Source organism: Marivita sp., from assembly GCF_051859345.1.
In the GTDB taxonomy this organism is placed as follows: Bacteria; Pseudomonadota; Alphaproteobacteria; order Rhodobacterales; family Rhodobacteraceae; genus Marivita.
Genome location: NZ_JBHYFV010000018.1, coordinates 29,250 through 48,577, shown reverse-complemented (window position 1 = coordinate 48,577; position 19,328 = coordinate 29,250). Strand labels below are relative to the sequence as shown.

The window sequence follows — 19,328 nt, the reverse complement described above, 5'->3', positions numbered from 1 at the left end:
GGTCAGCTTCCCGGCTGGACAAAAACGCCTTCGGGCAAGGTTGTGACCGCGCCGACCAGCTTTTCGCCGCCCAGATCGGCCATCAGGGCCAGCATCCGCGCCGCTGCGTCCACGTCGACGGGTTGATCGACGGGAATGCCTGCGATGAACCCGGCCTTGAGCGCGGCGAATTCGGCGTCGGATTTGGCGTTCATGAGGGGGCGCAAGCGGTCCCATTCGGCGTCGGAACTGGCCAGCAGATCCTTGGTGGCGCGGCTGGCGGCGGCCAATCCCTTGACCAGTTCGGGATGATCGCGCAACATTTCGCCGCGCAGCACATAGCCAAGAAGCGGCGTTTCCGGGTCCAGCCCCAGTTCGCGCGCGGCGTCATCGACGGTGATCAGGGGCGTCATGCCGCCCGCTTCCATCTTGGCAAGGAAGTGCCAGAAATTGATCGCACCATCCAGTTCGCCCTGAAGACCGGTCTTGTAGATCAGGGGCGGTGCGCCAAAGACCTGTTCGGTCTCGGTCACAAGGTCCATGCCGTATTTCTTTTGTGCGTAGGCGCGCAGGATCAGCCAGCTTTTGTCGAGCGGGCCTCCGGCAATGCCGATCTTGCCACCCTTGAGGTCGGAGAGCGACGTGGCGGCGCTGCCCTCGGGGACCAGAAGCGCGCCCACGGCCTTGGAATAGGGAACAAAGATGTAATCCCTGCCTTCAGCCCGTTGGCGTGCAACCCAGAGCCAGTCGGAGACAATGACATCGACCTCTTCGCCCTGAAACGCGACCTGCGCGGCAGAGCCTCCGGCGACACCCTGCACGGAGAGTTCGAACCCGTTGGCGGTGTCGAAACCGTTGTGTTTGAGCGTGTCGAGTTCCCAGTTCACGGTCCCGGCCTGAAGCACGGCAGCCCGCAGCACTGGAGTTTCGGCACTGGCAGCACCGGCGCAGACCAGCAGCGCCACAGAGGTCGCACGGATGGTGGAGAAAAAGCTCATCATGTCCTCCCAGAATGATTGCCTGTACAGTAGCAGCGGCTTTTCTTGCATAAATACGACCAAAGGATGTGGCCCATGGTCGAATGTGTTGATGTGGATCATATTGGCGCGCCGGAGGCATTCTTACGTTGGGGCATCTTTTAGAAGGAGAGCCTCCGATGACCCGTTTTGCCCTGATTGCCGCCGCCAGTTTTTGCGCCCTGCCCGCCTTTGCCAGCGACACCACCTTTGAGCAGGTGAAGATCGACGCAGGTCAGACTCTGTTCGAGACTGAGTGCCGACGCTGCCACGCGGTGGAGCCGACGGATGCGTCTTACGGACCACCTTTGGAGAATGTCGTGGGGCGCGGTGCGGGAACGTATGAGGATTACGATTATTCGATCGCTTTGGAAGCCTCGGGCATCGTGTGGACACCCGCGGCGCTGCGGGCGTGGATGGAAGACAATGACGGTTTCATGCCCGGCACCAAGATGCGCCATGTCGGAATCGAGGACCGGACGGTGCAGGATTTCATCCTCGCCTATCTCGTGTCGATTACGACGCAGGACAATTCGGCGATTTCGAAGTGAGAGCGTTGGGCGGCGCGGTTACTTGGTCGCGCCGCTTTGTCGACAAGGTTTGATTCAGTGACGTCGGGTGGGTGATGTCTCCCTCCCTTCTTAATTCGGTCTGATAGGGCCTGCACGCGCGCAGCCTATTCGTGGACTGCCCCGCCGCTTATGTTTTGTCGGTCTCATCCTCGGTCGGGTTTTCCGGATCGTTGAATTTTCCGGGATCGAATTCGTCGGGGTCATAGGCCTCTTCGCCCTCGGCGATTCCGGTGACGTGGGTGGTTCCGGTTTCTTCGTCGTAGACAAGTCCGTAACTCGCGCTTCCTTCGGATTTGTAGCGAAGGTATTCGTGGATGCCCGCGTAGATGAAGACAAATAAGAAGGGTAACAGGATCACGGCAGCGATCATTTGAGCGTTCATGCAGGTGTTCCTTTTCGATCTGTTCGCCAAGCAGCCTTTGTAGACCAACGCGTGAGGCGCATCTCTGGGTCCGTGAATTTATCGTGTCGGCGTGGCCTGTGGGTTCGTTTTTTCCGGTTCCACGGTTTTTTCACACCCATCGTTTGCGCGTCGGCCCGCCAAGTGCACCCCAGAGTTGCGCCGGTTTTACACTGCCCGCACAGGGTGATTCGCGCCGTTGGATAAACGCGTTGACCCCCTGTCAACATCCCAAAGGTCTTACGACCCAAGTCTCGTACAACAAATTTTCGGCATCCCTATACTGCCTTCAATCATCCGATTGCGCCCCTGTGCAACCGGATTTTTGCAACCGAACGTTCACGGGAGGAATACGGATGAACAGATTTGTTGCCGCCGTCACAGCCAGCATACTCGCCGCGTCAGGCGCGTTTGCCCAGGGTGTGACCGAAGAGATGCTTGCCAATGACCAGACGATGACCAACCAGGTCGTCACCAACGGGATGGGGCGGCATTTGCAGCGTTATTCACCGCTGGAGACGCTGAACAAGGAAAACGTGAAGAACCTTGTTCCGGCGTGGGCGTTCAGCCTTGGTGGCGAAAAGCAGCGCGGTCAGGAGACGCAGCCGCTGGTCTATGATGGCATCATGTACATCACCGGGTCGTATTCGCGGCTTTACGCGGTGGATGTGAACACCGGCGAAGAGCTTTGGCAGTACGACGCACGTCTGCCCGAAGGCATCCTGCCCTGCTGTGACGTGATCAACCGCGGCGCGGCTCTGGCGGGCGACAAGGTGATCTTTGGCACGCTGGATGCGCGGATCGTGGCGCTGGATGCCAAGACCGGCGACGTGGTGTGGCGCGACCAGATCAATGATTACAAGGCCGGATATTCCTACACGGCGGCGCCTCTGGTCGTGGGTGATCTGGTGATCACCGGCAATTCGGGTGGCGAATTCGGCATTGTCGGATCGGTTCAGGCCCGCAATGTCGAAAATGGCGATCTGGTCTGGGAACGCCCGGTGATCGAAGGCCATATGGGCATGCTCAATGGCGAAGAAAGCACCATGACCGGCACGCTTAACGCGACATGGCCGGGCGACATGTGGAAGACGGGCGGCGGCGCCACCTGGCTGGGCGGGTCGTATGATGCCGACACCGACACGCTGGTCTTCGGCACCGGCAACCCCGCGCCGTGGAACAGCCACCTGCGCAATGCGGGCGGGCCTACCGAGGGCAACACGGGTGACAACCTTTACGCCGCCAGCCGTCTGGGCATCGACCCGGCGACCGGCGACATCAAGTGGCATTACCAGACCACGCCGCGCGAAGGTTGGGACTATGACGGGGTGAACGAGGTCGTTTCCTATACTGACCGCGCGGGCAACATGCGCTATGCCACCGCCGACCGGAACGGGTTCTTCTATGTTCTGAACCGCGAGGATGGCGCGTTTGTCGATGCCTATCCGTTCGTCAAGGACATCTCGTGGGCGTCTGACATCGGCGACGATGGCCGCCCGGTCTTCGTCGAGGACAACCGACCCGGCGATCCAACCGCCTCGGCGGATGGCAAGAAAGGCGATGTCGTGTTCTCCTCCCCCGGCTTCCTGGGTGGCAAGAACTGGATGCCGATGGCCTTTTCGCAGAGGACCGGCAACTTCTATGTGCCGTCCAACGAATGGGGCATGGACATCTGGAACGAGCCGATCACCTACAAGAAGGGTGCAGCCTATCTGGGGTCCGGGTTCACCATCAAGCCGAATTACGAGGACCATATCGGGTCTTTGAAGGCAATCGACCCGGATACCGGAGAATGGAAGTGGGAATACAAGAACGACGCCCCGCTCTGGTCCGGTGTCATGACCACCGCCGGTGGCCTGGTGTTCTTCGGCACACCCGAGGGCAAGTTCCTGGCGCTGGATGATGAAACCGGGGAAGAGCTCTGGTCGTTCCAGACCGGCTCGGGCATCGTCGGACAGCCGATCACCTGGGACCAGGATGGCGAGCAGTATGTCTCGATCATCTCGGGCTGGGGTGGCGCGGTTCCACTTTGGGGGGGTGAGGTGGCCAAGAAGGTCAACTACCTGAACCAGGGGGGATTGCTCTGGACCTTCCGCCTGCCGAAAGAGCTGGCTTCGGCCAACTGATCCCCGAGGGACGGTGAGATAGAACGGCGCGCCTTCGGGTGCGCCGTTTTTCGTATCAGGGGCGGGTGGTGCGGTGAAGGGTTGGCATGAGCCCACTTTGACCAATGCTGCATGATGCATGAACGTCAGCCATCGGCTTCTGCGGCCAATCGTTTGACCAACACCAAGGTTAGTATCCCTGCAATGAAAAGAAACATCGCACCGAAAATCCATGCGATAGGCGTAGAGTAAATTTCGGCGACGGCCCCGGCCAAAACCAAACCCAATGCCGCCCCCAACTGTTGTATCAACGACCTCAGCGACAGCATGGTCGACCGCTGACGGTCTTCTACGCAGCGATGCAGAATACTGCTGGCCGGCGTTTCGCTGACACCAAGGATCACGGAATACAGCACGAATACCATCACAAAGCCGATGATTCCGCCCTGTAGCGCCAACGCGATCTGAACACACGCCAAGCAGGCAAAAGTCGCCGCAAGCGTTATTGCGTGCCGCCGCTTGAAGATCCGACTGATGCGCGGGGACAGCAATGCGCCGAAAGCGATGGAGAAGAAATAGGTCGCTGTAACGACACCAATGACAGTGTTTGCATAGCCCTCGTCCAACATGGGTTTTGCATGGGTCGGCCAGATCACCTCGACCGGGTTGGTCGCCATCAGGAAGAACGCCAGCGATGCCAGAAGTATCGACAATGCAGGATGCTTCAGGGCAAGAAGGCCTGCGTCTTTGATCACCAATGGAACGTTTGCGAACCCGTGTTTGAGTGCATTGGCGTTCTTCAGACGCGGTTTTTCGACGATGGCCAACATCGTGAAAACAAGAACGCCCAGCATCACACCAAAGCTTGCCGCGTAGGACACATCATAGATGCTGAACCCGAGTCCTTTCGCAACCGTGCCCAAGACATCGGGCAGCAGACCTCCCAGGACGGCCCCAATGGCCAACCCCACGGCATTGGCCCATTGCGCTTTGGCGAGTGCTGGTTGGACATCGACATCTGGCGCAGCGGTCTTGAACGTCTCAACAAACCATGCATCGAGCGTTCCCGATCGAAGCGCCCGTCCAAAACCGATGAATGCAAATGATAGCGCCAGAACGTAGAAATCGCTTGTTGACAGAAAGAGCGCAAGCGAAATCAAGCTGGCGACGACCGCTGTCAAAAAGACAGGCTTGCGGCCAATGCTGTCGGCCAGACCACCAAACGGCAGTTCCATCGCCATCGTCGTGAGCGAGTAGACCCCAAAGAGAAGTGAAATCTGAAAGAGGTCCATGCCTCGGTCCGTCAACGCCAAAACAACAACGGCGACCGTCAGACCCATCGCAAAACGGTCAAGGAATTGGTGTGTCTGAAACACCCGAATGTGCCGTCGCGCCGGACCGGTTAGCGCTGCGAAGGAAAACTCTATCTCGGTTGCCATGCATGCAACATCGACGTAGTTGCCACCATGCACAATAGCTTGTCCGAGCCGGGACTTATCCCAGGCAAATCAAAGCGGCCGTTCGAACAAGCGCAGCGCACGGCAAATAAGTTCGCCAAGCAGACTCTCGCGGCCTTACCCGCGCCCCTTGCCCAAATGCTTCTTCAACGCACCGGCGTTCTTTTCGCGACGGCCCTTGTAGGGGTTCTTGTCGCCCTGATCCCGCAAGGTCAGGCGGATCGGTGTGCCCGGCATGTCGAAATCCGTGCGCAGCGCGTTGACAAGATAGCGCTTGTAGCTTTCCGGCAGTTTGTCGGGATGTGAGCACATCACCACAAAGCCCGGTGGACGGGTTTTTGCCTGTGTCATGTAGCGCAGCTTGATCCGCTTGCCCTGCGGTGCGGGGGGCGGGTGTTGTTCGACCATACCACCCAGCCAGCGATTCAGCTGGGCCGTGGTGACACGCCGGTTCCAGACGTCATGTGCCTTGACGATGGCGGCCTGCAAGCGGTCCAGTCCGCGTCCGGTTTTGGCGGATACAGTGACAAGGGGCGCACCGCGCAGCTGCGGTAAGAGGCGTTCGAATTCCTCTTTCAGCATCCGCAGCTTGTCCTGCTTGTCGTCTTCAGTGTCCCATTTGTTCACCGCGATCACAACCGCGCGGCCTTCGCGTTCGGCCAGATCGGCGATGCGCAGATCCTGAGACTCAAACGGAATCGCGGCGTCCAGAAGGACCACCACAACTTCGGCGAATTTCACCGCGCGCAGGCCATCGGAGACGGACAGCTTTTCCAGCTTTTCCTGCACCTTGGCCTTTTTGCGCATGCCCGCCGTGTCGAAGATGCGCATATGGGTGCCGTCCCATTCGGTCTGGACCGAAATCGCATCGCGGGTGATTCCCGCCTCCGGTCCGGTCAACAGCCGGTCTTCGCCGAGGATCTTGTTGATCAGCGTGGATTTGCCCGCATTGGGGCGGCCCACGACGGCGATTTGCAAGGGCTTGGCCTTGGTGATGGCGCGCGGGGCGTCGGGATCGTCTTCTCCCACATCGACTTCGGTCTCTGGCGCATCGACCTTGGCGCGCTCTTCGAATTGATCGGCCAGCGGTTGCAGCATGGTATAGAGGTCGGGCATGCCTTCGCCATGTTCGGCGGAGATGCGCAACGGTTCACCCAGACCCAGCGCGTAAGCCTCAAGAACGCCGGCTTCTGCGGCATTGCCCTCGGCCTTGTTGGCTCCAAGGATGACATGGGCCGCGCGCTTGCGCAGGATCTCGGCCAACACCTCGTCGGCGGGTGTGACCCCCATCCGCGCGTCGATCAGGAACAGGCAGATGTCGGCCATGTCGACCGCACGTTCGGTCAGTTTGCGCATCCGACCGGGCAGGCTTTCGTCGGTTGCCTCTTCCAGACCGGCGGTGTCGATCACGGTAAAGCGCAAATCGCCAAGCCGCGCCGCACCTTCGCGCAGATCGCGCGTGACGCCCGGCTGGTCATCGACCAAGGCAAGACGTTTGCCAACCAGACGGTTGAACAATGTCGACTTGCCCACATTGGGGCGTCCGACGATGGCAAGGGTGAAAGACATGTGCGCGCTCGACTCCGCAAGGGGCTCCGGTTTTCGTCAAGCCGCCCGCCTAGCCTATTTCCCGCGCCCGCGAAAGGGGTCAGCGATAGGCGTGCAGAACACCGTTGGTCGAGACGACATAAAGCGTGCCATTTGCCACCACGGGCCGGGTGGTCGCGCCGCCACGAATCTCGGTTTGGCCGATGAGGTCGCCCGAGGTGGGATCGAAGGACCGGATCAGGCCATCCGAGGACGCCACGATCAGACGGCCTCCCGCCATGATCGGTCCCTGGTTGGTAAAGGCCGAATCGCGGCGCCGTTGCGGGCGGCGGACGGGTTCGTATCCGGGAAGATCGACGGACCAGATCTCGGTTCCATCGGTCGCATCGAGGCGGATCAGTTCATTGAGGTCCGAAACGAAATAGACCGAATTGCCCGCAGGCCAGACCGGATCCATCGCGCCGTGCTGCGCGGTCCACAGACGTTCGCCGGAATTGACGTTCAGTGCCACAACACGGCCCGAATGGTTGCCCGCATAGACGGTGTTGCCGTCAATCACCGGATAGCCGGTGATGTCATCGACCAGCGCGATGGCAAAGCCTTTGCGCGCACCGACGATATCCGCGCTCCAGAGGCGCAGACCGCCCTGACGGAACGCGCCCTGAACCGCACCGCTGCCGAACGAGAACACGACGTGGGTGTCGTTGACCGCAGGCGGGGCAGCCCCGGCCACGTTGCCGATATCGCCAAGGCCGTCGGATTGCCAGCGCACCCGACCGTCATCCGCCTCGATCGCCCAGGCGGTGCTGTCGCCTGCGACCACATAGACAAGACCGCCATAGACGGTTGGGGCACCAGTGGCCGTGGCTTGCAGTTTCTGGGTCCAGATTTCCTGACCGGAGGCAGCGTCGACAGCCGAGAGTGTGCCAAAGCCGGACGTCACATAAAGCCGCCCATTGTCATAGGCAAGGCCGCCAGCAAGCGCCTGTCCGCTGTCATCGCGCAGCGGCACAAGGCTGTAGGACCAAAGCGCTTCGCCGCCTGTGGAGGTGGCGGACACGCGGCCCGCGCTGTCGATGGTGAAGATGCGACCATCCGCAACCACCGGGTCGGTGATGATCCGCGCGCGGCGTTTGTCACCCTGCCCGATCGACGTGGACCAGAGCGGGCTGAGATTGGCCGAAAGCGTGGCGTTTGTGGTGCGGGCCGACGGGCTGACATGGCTTTGTGCCCACGCCGGGTTGTTCACCGCGGCGGGAACGTTGGCCGAGACCGTCACATTGGCAAGCGCATCGGCCTCGCCGCCCTGGGGTTCCTGAAGGATTTCACGGACGCCAAGGCGTTCGCCCGGCAGGATGATCTCGCGTTCCGTACACGCCGCAAGCATGCTTGTCGCTAGTACGCCGGCCACCAGAAATTTTGCTTGCACTGCCCTGCCCTCGTCTTTTTGTCGTGTCGAAGCCCTTTGGCCTTCTCGATCAGGACGCCCCGATCTCGCCCCCCAGCGCCACAATCAACTGAGAAGCGCGTCGGCGCAAGCCTGCTGTCAATTCGGAGTCCGCAAGAAGTGCGTTGAGACGGGTCAGTGCGGCATCCGTGTTGCCCGCTTCGATATCGAGAAGCGCCAGTTGTTCTTCGGCCAGCAGCCGCAGCGGCCCGCCGGGGGATGCCATGGCCTCGAACGCGACGCGGCGTTCTTCTGCGGCCAGTGTCGTTTCGGGGCGGGTCAGCGCCTTGAAGCTGGCAATCTGGCGGTAGATTTCCGGCAGCTCGCCATTGGTGGCGGTCGCATTCAACCGCTCTGACGCTGCTGCGCCGTTGCCATCAATGCCTTGTTCTGCTGCGGTCAGCATGTCGAGAACGGCAGCACCTTCTTCGGTCGGCGCGGTGATCTGCTCAAGGGCTGAAACGCGGTCAGCGGCTTCGTCGTTTTCCAGCGCGGCCAGGATCGCGTCGCCAAAGGCCTGCGCCCTGGCGGCTTCGGTTGCGCGGGAATATTCGCGGTAGGCGGTTCCGCCGACCAGAAGAAGGACCGCCAGGACGGCAATCCAGCCATAGCGTCGCATGTAGCCGAAAAGCTTGTCGCGACGGACCTCTTCAGTCACCTCGTCGATAAAGCTGTCTGTGTCGCTCACCGTGATGCTCCCTCTGACGTGCGTTTCTTGCCGAACGCGCGTGAATTTCGCCCCTCATAACGCGACGCGGGTCAGGTGCCAAGCGGGGCTTTTGCGCTTTGCTCTGTGGAGTGTTGCGCGCCGATTGGTCGGATTGCGCTATAATCCTGTGCAGACTGAGTCCCAAAAACATGACTGGACGTATTGAACTGCCCGGCTCACCTTGAAAAAAACTGGCTGCTTCACTAATCTAAACCGATTAGTTCACCGTATCAGTTTTGTCTGCCGACAAGATGAATTACGGCACCATATATCCGGGTCGACGGCAACCGACCGATCATAGAAGAGCAGGCACAAGGTTCGTCTGATGCGTATTGTTCCCCTTATCACCGCGATTCTGGTTGCGTTTGTTCTTTATGGTGTTGTCATCGAACGCGACCGCCTGTTTGCCTTGGTGAACGACCTGCGCCCCGGCGGTGGCACCACGCAGAATGTCGAAACCGCGTCGCAAGAGCCTGCACCGGACGCTGAAGCGGCCTCCGAAGAGGCTGAAGATGGCGTCATACGGGTGATGGCAAAACGGTCTGTTGCCCGCGAAATCGGCACGCAGGTGCGCCTGCGCGGTGAGACCGAGGCTGCGCGACAGGTGTCCGTGGTGGCCGAAGTCAGCGGCAAGATCGTATCGCCCCCCATTCGCAAGGGGTCTTTTGTGCAGGAAGGTCAGCTCTTGTGCTCGGTCGATGCGGGCACCAGCCGGTCCAACCTTGCCGAAGCCGAGGCGCGTCTGGCCGAATCCGTGGCGCGCCGTCCCGAGGCCGAGGCCCGTATTCCAGAGGCACAGGCGCGTCTTGCCGAAGCCCAGTCGCGTCTGACAGAAGCCCGGATCAATGCCACGGCGGCCCAACGTCTTAGCCAGGACGGGTTTGCGAGCCAAACCCGTGTCGCCAATACCGAAGCATTGGTTCAAAGCGCGCAGGCCGCGATTTCCACCGCAGAGGCCGGGGTCAAAGCAGCCGAAGCCGGGTTGGACAGCCTGCAGGCCAATATCGAGAGCGCCGACGCAGCGGTGGCGCGGGCGCAGACGGAAATCGACCGTCTGGATATCAGCGCGCCTTTTCCAGGCGTGTTGGAAACCGATACGGCAGAGCTGGGAAGCCTGCTGCAACCGGGTGCCTTGTGTGCGACGGTGATCCAGCTTGATCCGATCAAGGTGGTTGGCTTCGTCCCCGAAAACGACGTGAACCGCGTCGAGGTTGGCGCGCTGGCGGGCGCCCGGTTCAATCAGGGGCCGGATGTTCAGGCCCGCGTGACGTTTCTGTCGCGTTCTGCCGATCCGACAACGCGGACCTTTCGTGTCGAACTGACGGTTCCGAACCCCGACCTTTCGATCCGGGACGGCCAGACGGCGGAAATCCTGATCCAGTCGCAAGGCGTGCAGGCGCATGTGCTTGCGGCATCGTCGCTCACGTTGAACGATGAGGGCACGCTTGGTGTTCGCACAATCGACGAAAACGCGTTGGCCCGCTTCATGCCGGTGACCGTTTTGCGCGACGCGCCAGAGGGTGTTTATGTCACCGGCCTGCCCGATCAGGTGGACGTGATCACCGTGGGGCAGGAATTCGTCACCGACGGCGTGCCGATCGCTCCGAGCTTTGAAGAGGTCATCCAATGACCGGAATTGTCGACTGGGCCTCTGAACGCGCCCGCATGGTGCTGGCGTTCATCGCGCTGTCGCTTGCGATAGGCACCGTGGCCTATGTCGGCCTGCCCAAGGAAGGCGAGCCGGACATCGAAATCCCGGCCCTGTTCGTGTCGACCGTCTTTCCCGGTATCTCGGCGGCAGACAGTGAAACGCTTCTTGTCAAACCGATGGAGACCGAACTGGCCGATCTGGACGGGCTCAAGACGATGTCCGCCACGGCGGCCGAGGGGTATGCCGGTCTGGCGCTTGAATTCGAATTCGGCTGGGACAAGACGCAGGTCATGGCCGATGTGCGCGACGCAATGAACAAGGCGCAGTCCAAGTTTCCCACTGGTGCCGAGCAATATTCGATCACCGAGATCAACTTTTCCGAATTCCCCATCGTCATCGTCAACCTGACGGGCCCGGTGCCGGAACGGACAATGGCGCGGGTGGCGAAGGATTTGCAGGATCGGCTTGAATCGCTGGATGCGATTCTCGAAGCGGGGATTGCCGGGCAACGGGACGAGATGCTCGAGGTGGTGATCGACCCCCTGAAGCTTGAAAGCTACAACGTCACCGCCAGCGAATTGATCAGTGTGGTGCAGAACAACAACCAGTTGATCGCGGCAGGTGAGCTGCGCAGCGATCAGGGCAGTTTCGCCGTCAAGATCCCGTCGAGCTTTGATGATCAGCGCGATGTCTACGACCTGCCCGTCAAGGTGAATGGTGATCGGGTTGTCACCTTGGGCGATCTGGCCACCATCAACCTGACATTCGAGGATCGCGAGGGCACCGCGCGGTTCAACGGGGAAAAGACGCTGGCGTTGCAGGTGGTCAAGCGCAAGGGGTTCAACCTGATCGACACGGTGGAACAGGTCCATCAGACCATCGCGGACGCGCAGGCCAACTGGCCCGCCGAACTGCGCGCGGCGGTGAAGGTCGGCACGTCGAATGACCAGTCCCAGCAGGTGGATTCGATGGTGCGCCAGCTTGAGGGATCGGTTCTGACGGCGATTGCGCTGGTGATGATCGTGGTGTTGGCCGCGCTGGGCACGCGCCCTGCCCTGCTTGTCGGATTTGCCATTCCGACATCGTTCCTGCTGTGTTTTGCGTTTCTGGCAATCATGGGCATCAGCATCTCGAATATCGTGATGTTCGGCCTGATCCTTGCCGTCGGGATGTTGGTCGATGGGGCTATCGTCGTGGTGGAATACGCAGACAAGCGCATCAAAGAGGGCGTCGGCCCGATGCATGCCTATGTCGAGGCGGCGAAACGGATGTTCTGGCCTGTGGTCAGTTCAACCGCGACAACGCTGTGTGCGTTTCTGCCGATGCTTTTCTGGCCCGGCGTGCCGGGTGAATTCATGGGCATGCTGCCCGTGACCCTGATCTTTGTCCTGTCGGCCTCGCTGGTTGTGGCGCTGGTCTATCTGCCGGTCATGGGGGGTGTGACCGGACGGTTCAGCCGGCTGTTGACCGGTGTCACCGAGGGGCTTCGCTCGGGCTTTCCGTGGATCGTGCGCGCCGCGCTGGTGCCCGTGGTCCTGCTCGGTCTGTTTGTCGGGGCCATGCTGGTCCTGCAGAAGGACTATATCGGCGTCTGGGGCGCATTGGTCACGGCGATTGAGGGGTCCATGGGCGGCGGTGGCCTTGCCACGGCGCTGGCCTGGATCGTACGCAGCGCGCCGTTCCTGATCTTTGCGGTTGCGTCCTCTGTTGTTCTGGGGGCCGCCGAAATCCGTTGGCGCAAGACCCGGATCGAGGGGCAGCGCCGCCGCACCGCCTTTGGCTGGGTCATCAAGGCCATCGCGGGCAACCCGGTGATGCCGGTTGTGACCATCGGCGCGGTGATCTTTTTCGTCGTTTCGGTGTTCGGTGTGTTCAGCCAGAACAACAACGGCGTCGAGTTCTTTGTCGAATCCGAGCCTGAACAGGCGATTGTCTACGTCCGGGCACGCGGCAACCTCAGCATCGAGGAAAAGGACGCCCTTGTGCGCCGCGCGGAAGAGATCGTCCTGGCCCATCGCGGTGTCGTCACCGCCTTTGCTTTTGCCGGGGATGGCGGGTTGAATTCCGACGCCAGCGGTGCGGCGATTCCCAAGGACACCATCGGTCAGGTCCAGTTCGAGACGATCCCCTGGGAAGACCGGGCCGAAGTTGCGGCACAGCGGGGTGATGTCACGGTAGAGGAACTGGACGGCGACGTTGTGATCGACGAATTGTCCGCCCAGCTGGCGACGCTTCCGGGCATCCAGACCGAGGTCAAGGGACTTGCGCAGGGGCCGGCCTCGGGCAAGGCGGTGCATCTGCGTCTCAAGGGCGACAACTGGGACGATCTTGTTGCCGCCACGCGCGGCACCCGCGCCCATTTCGAGGCAACCCCCGGCCTGACGCTGGTCGAAGACACCCTGCCCCTGCCCGGCATCGACTGGCAGATCGACGTGGATGTCGAAAAGGCGGGTCGATACGGGGCCAACGTGGCTGTCGTCGGCGCGATGGTGCAACTGGTCACGCGCGGCATCCTGCTTGATACGATGCGGGTCGAAAGTTCTGACGAAGAGATCGAGATCCGCGTGCGCCTGCCCAAGGAAGACCGGTTCCTGTCAACGCTGGACACGCTGCGTGTGCGCACGGCTGACGGGCTGGTGCCACTGTCGAACTTTATCACCCGCAAACCGGTGGCCAAACTGGCCGAAATCAACCGTGTGGACCAGAAACGCTATTTCGATGTGAAGGCGGATGTGCTGCCGGGTCTATCGAAAGTGGTGGCGGACGGACCGGAGGGTGTCTCCACATTCGCTGTTGTGCAAGAGCGCGAGGACGGGGCCATCGCGGGGACCGGCGGAACACGCTATGTCCTGTTCGACGGACAGGCTGCATCGGTCGGCGCAGTTCAGGGGGCGCTCGACGATGGTGCGCGGATCATTCCGATCAATCCCAACGAACGCATCGCAGAACTGACCACTTGGCTTGAGGCCAATCCCCTGCCCGGCGTGGAGTGGGAGTGGACCGGCGATCAGGAAGAACAGGCCGAAAGCCAGGCGTTTCTTGGCAAGGCTTTCGGGGCAGCACTCGGGCTGATGTTCATCATCCTGCTGGCGCAGTTCAACAGCTTCTACAACGCGGTTCTGGTGCTTTTGGCGGTGGTCCTGTCCACCACGGGTGTGCTGATCGGCATGCTGGTCATGGACCAGACCTTCAGCATCATCATGACCGGCACCGGGATCGTGGCGTTGGCGGGGATCGTGGTGAACAACAACATTGTCCTGATCGACACCTACCAGGAATATGCGCGCTACATGCCGCGGATCGAGGCGATTGTGCGCACTGCCGAGGACCGCATCCGCCCGGTTCTGCTGACCACGATCACCACGATGGCAGGGCTTGCGCCGATGATGTTCGGGCTGAGCCTCGATTTCTTCGGCGGTGGGTATTCCATCGACAGCCCGACCGCACTTTGGTGGAAACAGCTGGCCACGGCGGTGGTGTTCGGTCTTGGCATCGCAACTGTTCTGACGCTGGTCTTCACGCCGTCGATGCTGGCGCTGCGGGTCTGGTTCACAACATACGCGCTGTGGTTCTTCCGCCTGATCGCCCGGCTGGGCGGTGGGCGCACCAGCCGGGCGGGCCGCGACTGGGCGTTGCAACGGGCGGCGCGTCAGCTCAAATCGCCGACGATCCTGTGGGACGATGACGACCTGCCGGGCACAGATTACGAAGATGGGCAAACCGGTGCGCCACGGCTTGAAGACCTCAAGAAGGTGCTGCGCCGCAGCCGCGCCAATGACAGCGAGCCACCGGTTCAGGCGGCGGAGTAAGCTGCCTCGAAGCAGTTTGGGGCAAGCGCGTTTGAACGCGCTTTGCCAATACCTGCCCAAAAGCATTCCCCGCGCTGATCAGGCCGCTTCCTCTTCCTGCATCTGGCGGTTCCAGAGCGCCGCATACCGCCCGTTGCGCGCCAGCAGGCTGTCATGGGTGCCTTCCTCTGCCACCAGACCGTTTTCCAGCACCACGATCCGATCTGCGTCCGAAATCGTTGACAGGCGGTGTGCGATGGTGATCACCGTCCGGCCTTCACCCGCCAGTCTCAGCGCGCCCTGGATCGACGCTTCGGTCTCGGAATCGAGCGCCGATGTCGCCTCGTCCAGAATGAGGATCGGCGGGTTCTTGAGCAATGTGCGCGCGATTCCCACACGCTGTTTCTCACCTCCAGACAGCTTCAATCCGCGTTCGCCGACCATCGTGTCATAGCCTTCGGGAAGGGACAGGATAAAATCGTGGATCTGGGCCGAACGGGCGGCCGCGATGATGTCGGCCTCGCTGGCATGCGCGCGGCCATAGGCGATGTTGTAGCGGATCGAGTCGTTGAACAGCACCGTGTCCTGCGGCACCACGCCGATGGCGTCGTGCAGGCTGACCTGCGTGACATCGCGCACGTCCTGCCCGTCGATCTTCACCGCGCCGTCAACCACGTCATAGAACCGGAACAGCAAACGCCCGATGGTGGATTTGCCGGACCCGGACGGGCCGACAAGCGCCACGTTTTCGCCAGAGCGCACGTCAAGCGACACACCTTTCAGGATCGGGCGCGCCGGGTCGTAGCCAAATTTCACGTCTTCAAAGCGCACCGCGCCTTTGGAGACCTTCAGGGCGGGTGCATCGGGTTTGTCAGACACTTCTTGCGGCTGTTCAAGAAGGTCGAACATTTCACCCATATCGACCAGCGACTGGCGAATTTCGCGATACACAGTGCCAAGGAAGTTGAGCGGCATGGTGATCTGGATCATGTAGGCATTGACCATGACAAAATCGCCCACCGTGATCGTGCCGCCCTGAACACCCAGGGCCGCCATGACCATGACGATGACAAGACCCGCGGTGATGATCAGGCTTTGACCGAAGTTCAGCATGGCCAGCGATGTTGCCGTCTTGATGGCCGCGCCTTCATATGCCTCCATCGACTGGTCATATCGCGCGGCCTCACGGGCTTCGGCACCAAAATATTTAACCGTTTCAAAGTTCAGCAGGCTGTCGATGGCCTTTTGGTTGGCGTCGGTGTCCTGCTCGTTCATCTCGCGGCGCAGGCGCACCCGCCATTCCGTCACCTTGAAGGTGAAGGCGACGTAGATCGCAATCGTGATGAGGACGACCACCATGTAGCGCACATCCAACAGCCACAGCAGCACCACCGACACCAGCAGCAGCTCAAGGATCAGCGGCCCAACGCTGAACAGCATGAACCGCAAGAGGAAATCGACCCCCTTGACCCCGCGTTCGATGATGCGGCTCAACCCGCCGGTCTTGCGGGTGATGTGATAGCGCATCGACAGGCGGTGGATGTGGGTGAAGGTTTCAATCGCCAGCATGCGCAGCGCACGTTGCCCGACACGGGCGAACACCCCGTCGCGCAATTGCTGAAAGCCGACGTTCATCAAACGGGCAAACCCGTAGGCCAGCGTCAGTCCGACACCCCCCAGAAGAAGGTCCGACACCTGCCCCGACAGCGCATCCACCGCACGTCCGAAGAGGAGCGGGCCCAGCATGTTGACGATCTTGGCAAGAACCAGGCAGGCCAGCGCGATCACCACGCGGCGTTTGACCCACGGCTTGTCATCGGGCCAGAGATACGGCCCCACCTTGCGGATGGTGCGCAGGCCAGAGCGGCGCTCTGCGGCGGCGATTTCGGCGTCTGTTGTGGTATCGGCGGGCATGCGGTTGGCTTTCGTCCTGTTCGACGCCTGACTTAGCCCGCAACCGCCGGAAGGGCCAGTGCTCAGCGTGCCTTGAACAGGCCTCCGAGGAGGCCGCGCACGATGCGCCGCCCGGTTGTGCCTTTCAATTCCTTGACCACAACCTTGGCCATCGCTTCGCCAAAGCTGTCTTCCTTCCGGGTCTTGCGTGTCGGTTGCGCGGTAGAGCGACCGACGCGGGTGCCCGAATAGCGCCGCCCGGCCGTGTATTCGCGCATCGCCGCATCCAGATCGGCTTCATTCAGCTCGGCATTTTCGGCAGCTTCAGCCGCCTCTTTCGTGCGCTGCGCCAGAATTTCAAAGGCCGATTGGCGGTCCAGGGTCCTGGTGTATTTGTCGCCCAGATCGCTGGCGCCCACGATGCCGCCGCGCTCTGCCGGGGAAATCGGACCAAGCTGCGAGGATGGCGGGCGGATCAGCGTGCGTTCGACCATGCCGGGGATGCCCTTGCGTTCCAGCATAGAGGTCACCGCTTCGCCAACCCCAACCTCGCGGATCGCGACCTCGGTGTCGAAGGTCGGGTTTTCGCGGTAGGTTTCCGCCGCCATGCGCAGCGCCTTGCGGTCGCGCGCGGTGAAGGCGCGCAATGCGTGCTGGACGCGGTTGCCCAACTGTCCAAGGATGTCTTCGGGAATGTCGTCGGGATTCTGGGTGATGAAATAGACCCCCACCCCTTTTGATCGGATCAGGCGTGCGACCTGTTCGACCTTGTCGACCAGCGCCTTGGGGGCGTCGTCAAACAGCAGGTGGGCCTCGTCAAAGAAGAAGACCAGTTTGGGTTTTTCGGGGTCGCCCACTTCGGGCAGGTCTTCGAAGAGTTCGGACAGAAGCCAGAGCAGAAACGTTGCGTAAAGGCGCGGTGCTCCCATCAGCTTGTCGGCGGCCAGGATGTTGATCTGTCCCTGACCGTTGGCATCGGTGCGCATCAGGTCGCGCAGGTCCAGCGCGGGTTCGCCAAAGAATTTCGCGCCACCCTGGTTTTCAAGGACCAGCAACCGTCTCTGGATGGCCCCGACCGATTGGACCGCGATGTTCCCATAGCGCAGGGACACGCTTTCCCGGTTTTCCCCCAGCCAGACCAGCATGGATTGCAGGTCCTTGAGATCAAGCAACGGCAGGCCTTCTTCATCGGCCACGCGGAACGCAATGTTGAGGATCCCCTCTTGCGCTTCGGACAGTTCAAGCAGCCGCGAGATCAGCAGCGGCCCCATTTCCGCAACCGTGGTGCGGATCGGATGGCCTTGGGTGCCGAAGAGATCCCAGAAGGTGACCGGAAACGCCGTGTAGGCATAGTCGTCAAAGCCGATGGTGCGGGCGCGGTCGCTGAACGGTTGATGCAGTTTGAAGTCCGCGCTGCCCGGTTTTGCCAGTCCTGACAGATCGCCTTTTACATCCGACATGAAGATCGGAACGCCCTGCGCCGAGAACCCTTCGGCCAGGATCTGGAGTGTGACGGTCTTCCCGGTGCCCGTGGCCCCTGCAATCAGCCCATGCCGGTTGGCGTAATCCAGTCGCAACCATTGCTTGACGCCATGCCCTTCACCACCGCCGCCAACAAAGACACCGTTTTCCATGCGCATCCCCTCGTCTATGCATCCAGGTTCCGAACATACAAACTTAACCTTTTGCCGCCAGTGTGTTTTTTGTCCGGACCGATTTGTTCCTCATGTCGTCCGGGCAATCCTCCCTGTTGGACTGGCCGCGCTTTGCAGCGCGGCCTTTTTTTGTGGTTACCGGTTTGAATTTTGCCTGTTGACGGTGTGGATTTCATTTCGTAGCGTCACGGCAATAATAGTCGGCCGGTCCGACAGGGAGCAATAGAGGGAAGATGTGGAAACGCATCTTCCCTTTTTATTTCAAAGACTTCACCGGCCCTCTGGAGACATCACTTGAAGCCAAAATGCTGACATATTCCGTAAGAGACAACGCAAGAATCCGCTGCATTCGCGGTCAACTTTTTGCGTTTTGGCCTGACACTCCGCATTGCCCATGATAACGCAGCATCAAATGTGACCCGATCTTTCGGAGAGGACTTTATGACCAGACCCCTGTTTCTTCTGACCACGATTGCCAGCCTGGCCCTTGCAAACGTCGCAATGGCACAGGACAGCGCTGCCCCCGAAGCGGCCCCTGCACCCGAGGCTCCGGCACCAAATGCAGACCTGTCGGTTCTGGACACCGGTGAGGCCGTGAACGACGCAGCGCAGGACGATGACACCTATGTCAAGTCGACCCATGGCGACTGGGCTGTGCAGTGCCTGCGCGTTCAGGAAGGTGAAGAGCCGTGCCAGATGTACCAGCTGCTCAAGGACCAGAACGGTGGCAACGTGGCCGAGGTCAGCATCTTTCGCCTGAACAATGGCGGTCAGGTTGCTGCTGGCGGAACCTTTGTTGTCCCGCTGGAAACCTTGCTGACCGAAAAGCTGAACGTGCGCGTCGATTCCGGTCAGGCCAAGCGGTATGACTTTTCGTTCTGCACAACTGTCGGCTGCTATGCACGCGTCGGTTTTACCGCAGAGGACGTGGCATCGTTCCGGCGCGGCAGCGTGGCGAACGTGGTGATTGTGCCGGCCCTTGCCCCCGACCAGCGTGTGAACGTCACGATGTCTCTGTCCGGCTTTACCGCTGCCTATGACGAGATTTCAGCGCTGGAAGAACAGCGCCAGTAACACGGCCTTCAAGACCGGTTTCAGCGGGGGTTGG

At 60.9% G+C, this 19,328-nt stretch carries 13 protein-coding genes; 5 read left to right on the top strand and 8 right to left on the bottom strand.

The annotated features are described in order from the left end of the window. Nucleotides 1–2: 2 nt before the first annotated feature. The gene (locus tag ACTIEN_RS12920; RefSeq protein ID WP_439523556.1) at nt 3–980 is read right to left on the bottom strand and encodes an ABC transporter substrate-binding protein; all 978 of its coding nucleotides are present in this window, start codon (nt 978–980) and stop codon (nt 3–5) included. Nucleotides 981–1,135: 155 nt separating this feature from the next. Here ACTIEN_RS12920 and ACTIEN_RS12915 point away from each other — a divergent pair, with 155 nt between their 5' ends. Then, a complete protein-coding gene (locus ACTIEN_RS12915; protein WP_439523555.1) occupies nt 1,136–1,546 on the top strand; it encodes a c-type cytochrome in 411 nt (136 codons plus the stop codon). Nucleotides 1,547–1,694: 148 nt separating this feature from the next. Here the strand turns inward: ACTIEN_RS12915 and ACTIEN_RS12910 are convergent, their stop codons facing one another. After that, entirely contained in the window at nt 1,695–1,949 is a 255-nt protein-coding gene (locus ACTIEN_RS12910; protein ID WP_439523554.1) for a hypothetical protein, read from the bottom strand. Between the two features lie 374 nt (nt 1,950–2,323). Here ACTIEN_RS12910 and ACTIEN_RS12905 point away from each other — a divergent pair, with 374 nt between their 5' ends. Further along, nucleotides 2,324–4,093, top strand: a complete 1,770-nt coding sequence (locus ACTIEN_RS12905; protein WP_439523553.1) for a PQQ-dependent methanol/ethanol family dehydrogenase — start codon at nt 2,324–2,326, stop codon at nt 4,091–4,093. 125 nt (nt 4,094–4,218) lie between these two features. On the opposite strand, the gene ACTIEN_RS12900 is transcribed toward ACTIEN_RS12905, so the two are convergent. From ACTIEN_RS12900 to ACTIEN_RS12885, 4 genes are all read right to left on the bottom strand, one after another. Beyond that, complete coding sequence (locus ACTIEN_RS12900) at nt 4,219–5,511, bottom strand: MFS transporter (RefSeq protein ID WP_439523552.1); 1,293 nt, start codon at nt 5,509–5,511, stop codon at nt 4,219–4,221. A 135-nt stretch (nt 5,512–5,646) separates the two neighbouring features. Further along, a complete protein-coding gene (der, locus tag ACTIEN_RS12895; protein ID WP_439523551.1) occupies nt 5,647–7,098 on the bottom strand; it encodes a ribosome biogenesis GTPase Der in 1,452 nt (483 codons plus the stop codon). Between the two features lie 79 nt (nt 7,099–7,177). Further along, nucleotides 7,178–8,488 (bottom strand): outer membrane protein assembly factor BamB family protein, encoded by a 1,311-nt coding sequence (locus ACTIEN_RS12890; protein WP_439523550.1) that lies wholly within the window; start codon nt 8,486–8,488, stop codon nt 7,178–7,180. 67 nt (nt 8,489–8,555) lie between these two features. Continuing rightward, nucleotides 8,556–9,212 carry a hypothetical protein gene (locus ACTIEN_RS12885; protein ID WP_439523549.1) on the bottom strand — a complete coding sequence of 219 codons (657 nt, stop codon included), beginning with the start codon at nt 9,210–9,212 and terminating at the stop codon, nt 8,556–8,558. Between the two features lie 346 nt (nt 9,213–9,558). On the opposite strand from ACTIEN_RS12885, the gene ACTIEN_RS12880 reads away from it, so the two are divergent. Continuing rightward, complete coding sequence (locus tag ACTIEN_RS12880; RefSeq protein ID WP_439523548.1) at nt 9,559–10,863, top strand: efflux RND transporter periplasmic adaptor subunit; 1,305 nt, start codon at nt 9,559–9,561, stop codon at nt 10,861–10,863. Next, a complete protein-coding gene (locus ACTIEN_RS12875; protein WP_439523547.1) occupies nt 10,860–14,693 on the top strand; it encodes an efflux RND transporter permease subunit in 3,834 nt (1,277 codons plus the stop codon). Before ACTIEN_RS12880 ends, ACTIEN_RS12875 begins: the two co-directional genes overlap by 4 nt. Nucleotides 14,694–14,771: 78 nt before the next feature. On the opposite strand, the gene ACTIEN_RS12870 is transcribed toward ACTIEN_RS12875, so the two are convergent. Continuing rightward, nucleotides 14,772–16,586 (bottom strand): ABCB family ABC transporter ATP-binding protein/permease, encoded by a 1,815-nt coding sequence (locus ACTIEN_RS12870; protein WP_439523546.1) that lies wholly within the window; start codon nt 16,584–16,586, stop codon nt 14,772–14,774. Between the two features lie 62 nt (nt 16,587–16,648). Continuing rightward, nucleotides 16,649–18,199 (bottom strand): helicase HerA-like domain-containing protein, encoded by a 1,551-nt coding sequence (locus tag ACTIEN_RS12865; protein ID WP_439523545.1) that lies wholly within the window; start codon nt 18,197–18,199, stop codon nt 16,649–16,651. A gap of 462 nt (nt 18,200–18,661) precedes the next feature. On the opposite strand from ACTIEN_RS12865, the gene ACTIEN_RS12860 reads away from it, so the two are divergent. Beyond that, nucleotides 18,662–19,294, top strand: a complete 633-nt coding sequence (locus ACTIEN_RS12860) for an invasion associated locus B family protein (protein WP_439523544.1) — start codon at nt 18,662–18,664, stop codon at nt 19,292–19,294. Nucleotides 19,295–19,328: the final 34 nt, after the last annotated feature.

What these genes read in the sequence shown, in the direction of transcription:
- ACTIEN_RS12860 (WP_439523544.1), top strand. Translation starts at nt 18,662, where the DNA reads ATGACCAGACCCCTGTTTCTTCTGACCACGATTGCCAGCCTGGCCCTT.
- ACTIEN_RS12865 (WP_439523545.1), bottom strand. Translation starts at nt 18,199, where the DNA reads ATGGAAAACGGTGTCTTTGTTGGCGGCGGTGGTGAAGGGCATGGCGTC.
- der (WP_439523551.1), bottom strand. Translation starts at nt 7,098, where the DNA reads ATGTCTTTCACCCTTGCCATCGTCGGACGCCCCAATGTGGGCAAGTCG.
- ACTIEN_RS12875 (WP_439523547.1), top strand. Translation starts at nt 10,860, where the DNA reads ATGACCGGAATTGTCGACTGGGCCTCTGAACGCGCCCGCATGGTGCTG.
- ACTIEN_RS12880 (WP_439523548.1), top strand. Translation starts at nt 9,559, where the DNA reads ATGCGTATTGTTCCCCTTATCACCGCGATTCTGGTTGCGTTTGTTCTT.
- ACTIEN_RS12910 (WP_439523554.1), bottom strand. Translation starts at nt 1,949, where the DNA reads ATGAACGCTCAAATGATCGCTGCCGTGATCCTGTTACCCTTCTTATTT.
- ACTIEN_RS12915 (WP_439523555.1), top strand. Translation starts at nt 1,136, where the DNA reads ATGACCCGTTTTGCCCTGATTGCCGCCGCCAGTTTTTGCGCCCTGCCC.
- ACTIEN_RS12870 (WP_439523546.1), bottom strand. Translation starts at nt 16,586, where the DNA reads ATGCCCGCCGATACCACAACAGACGCCGAAATCGCCGCCGCAGAGCGC.
- ACTIEN_RS12900 (WP_439523552.1), bottom strand. Translation starts at nt 5,511, where the DNA reads ATGGCAACCGAGATAGAGTTTTCCTTCGCAGCGCTAACCGGTCCGGCG.
- ACTIEN_RS12905 (WP_439523553.1), top strand. Translation starts at nt 2,324, where the DNA reads ATGAACAGATTTGTTGCCGCCGTCACAGCCAGCATACTCGCCGCGTCA.
- ACTIEN_RS12920 (WP_439523556.1), bottom strand. Translation starts at nt 980, where the DNA reads ATGATGAGCTTTTTCTCCACCATCCGTGCGACCTCTGTGGCGCTGCTG.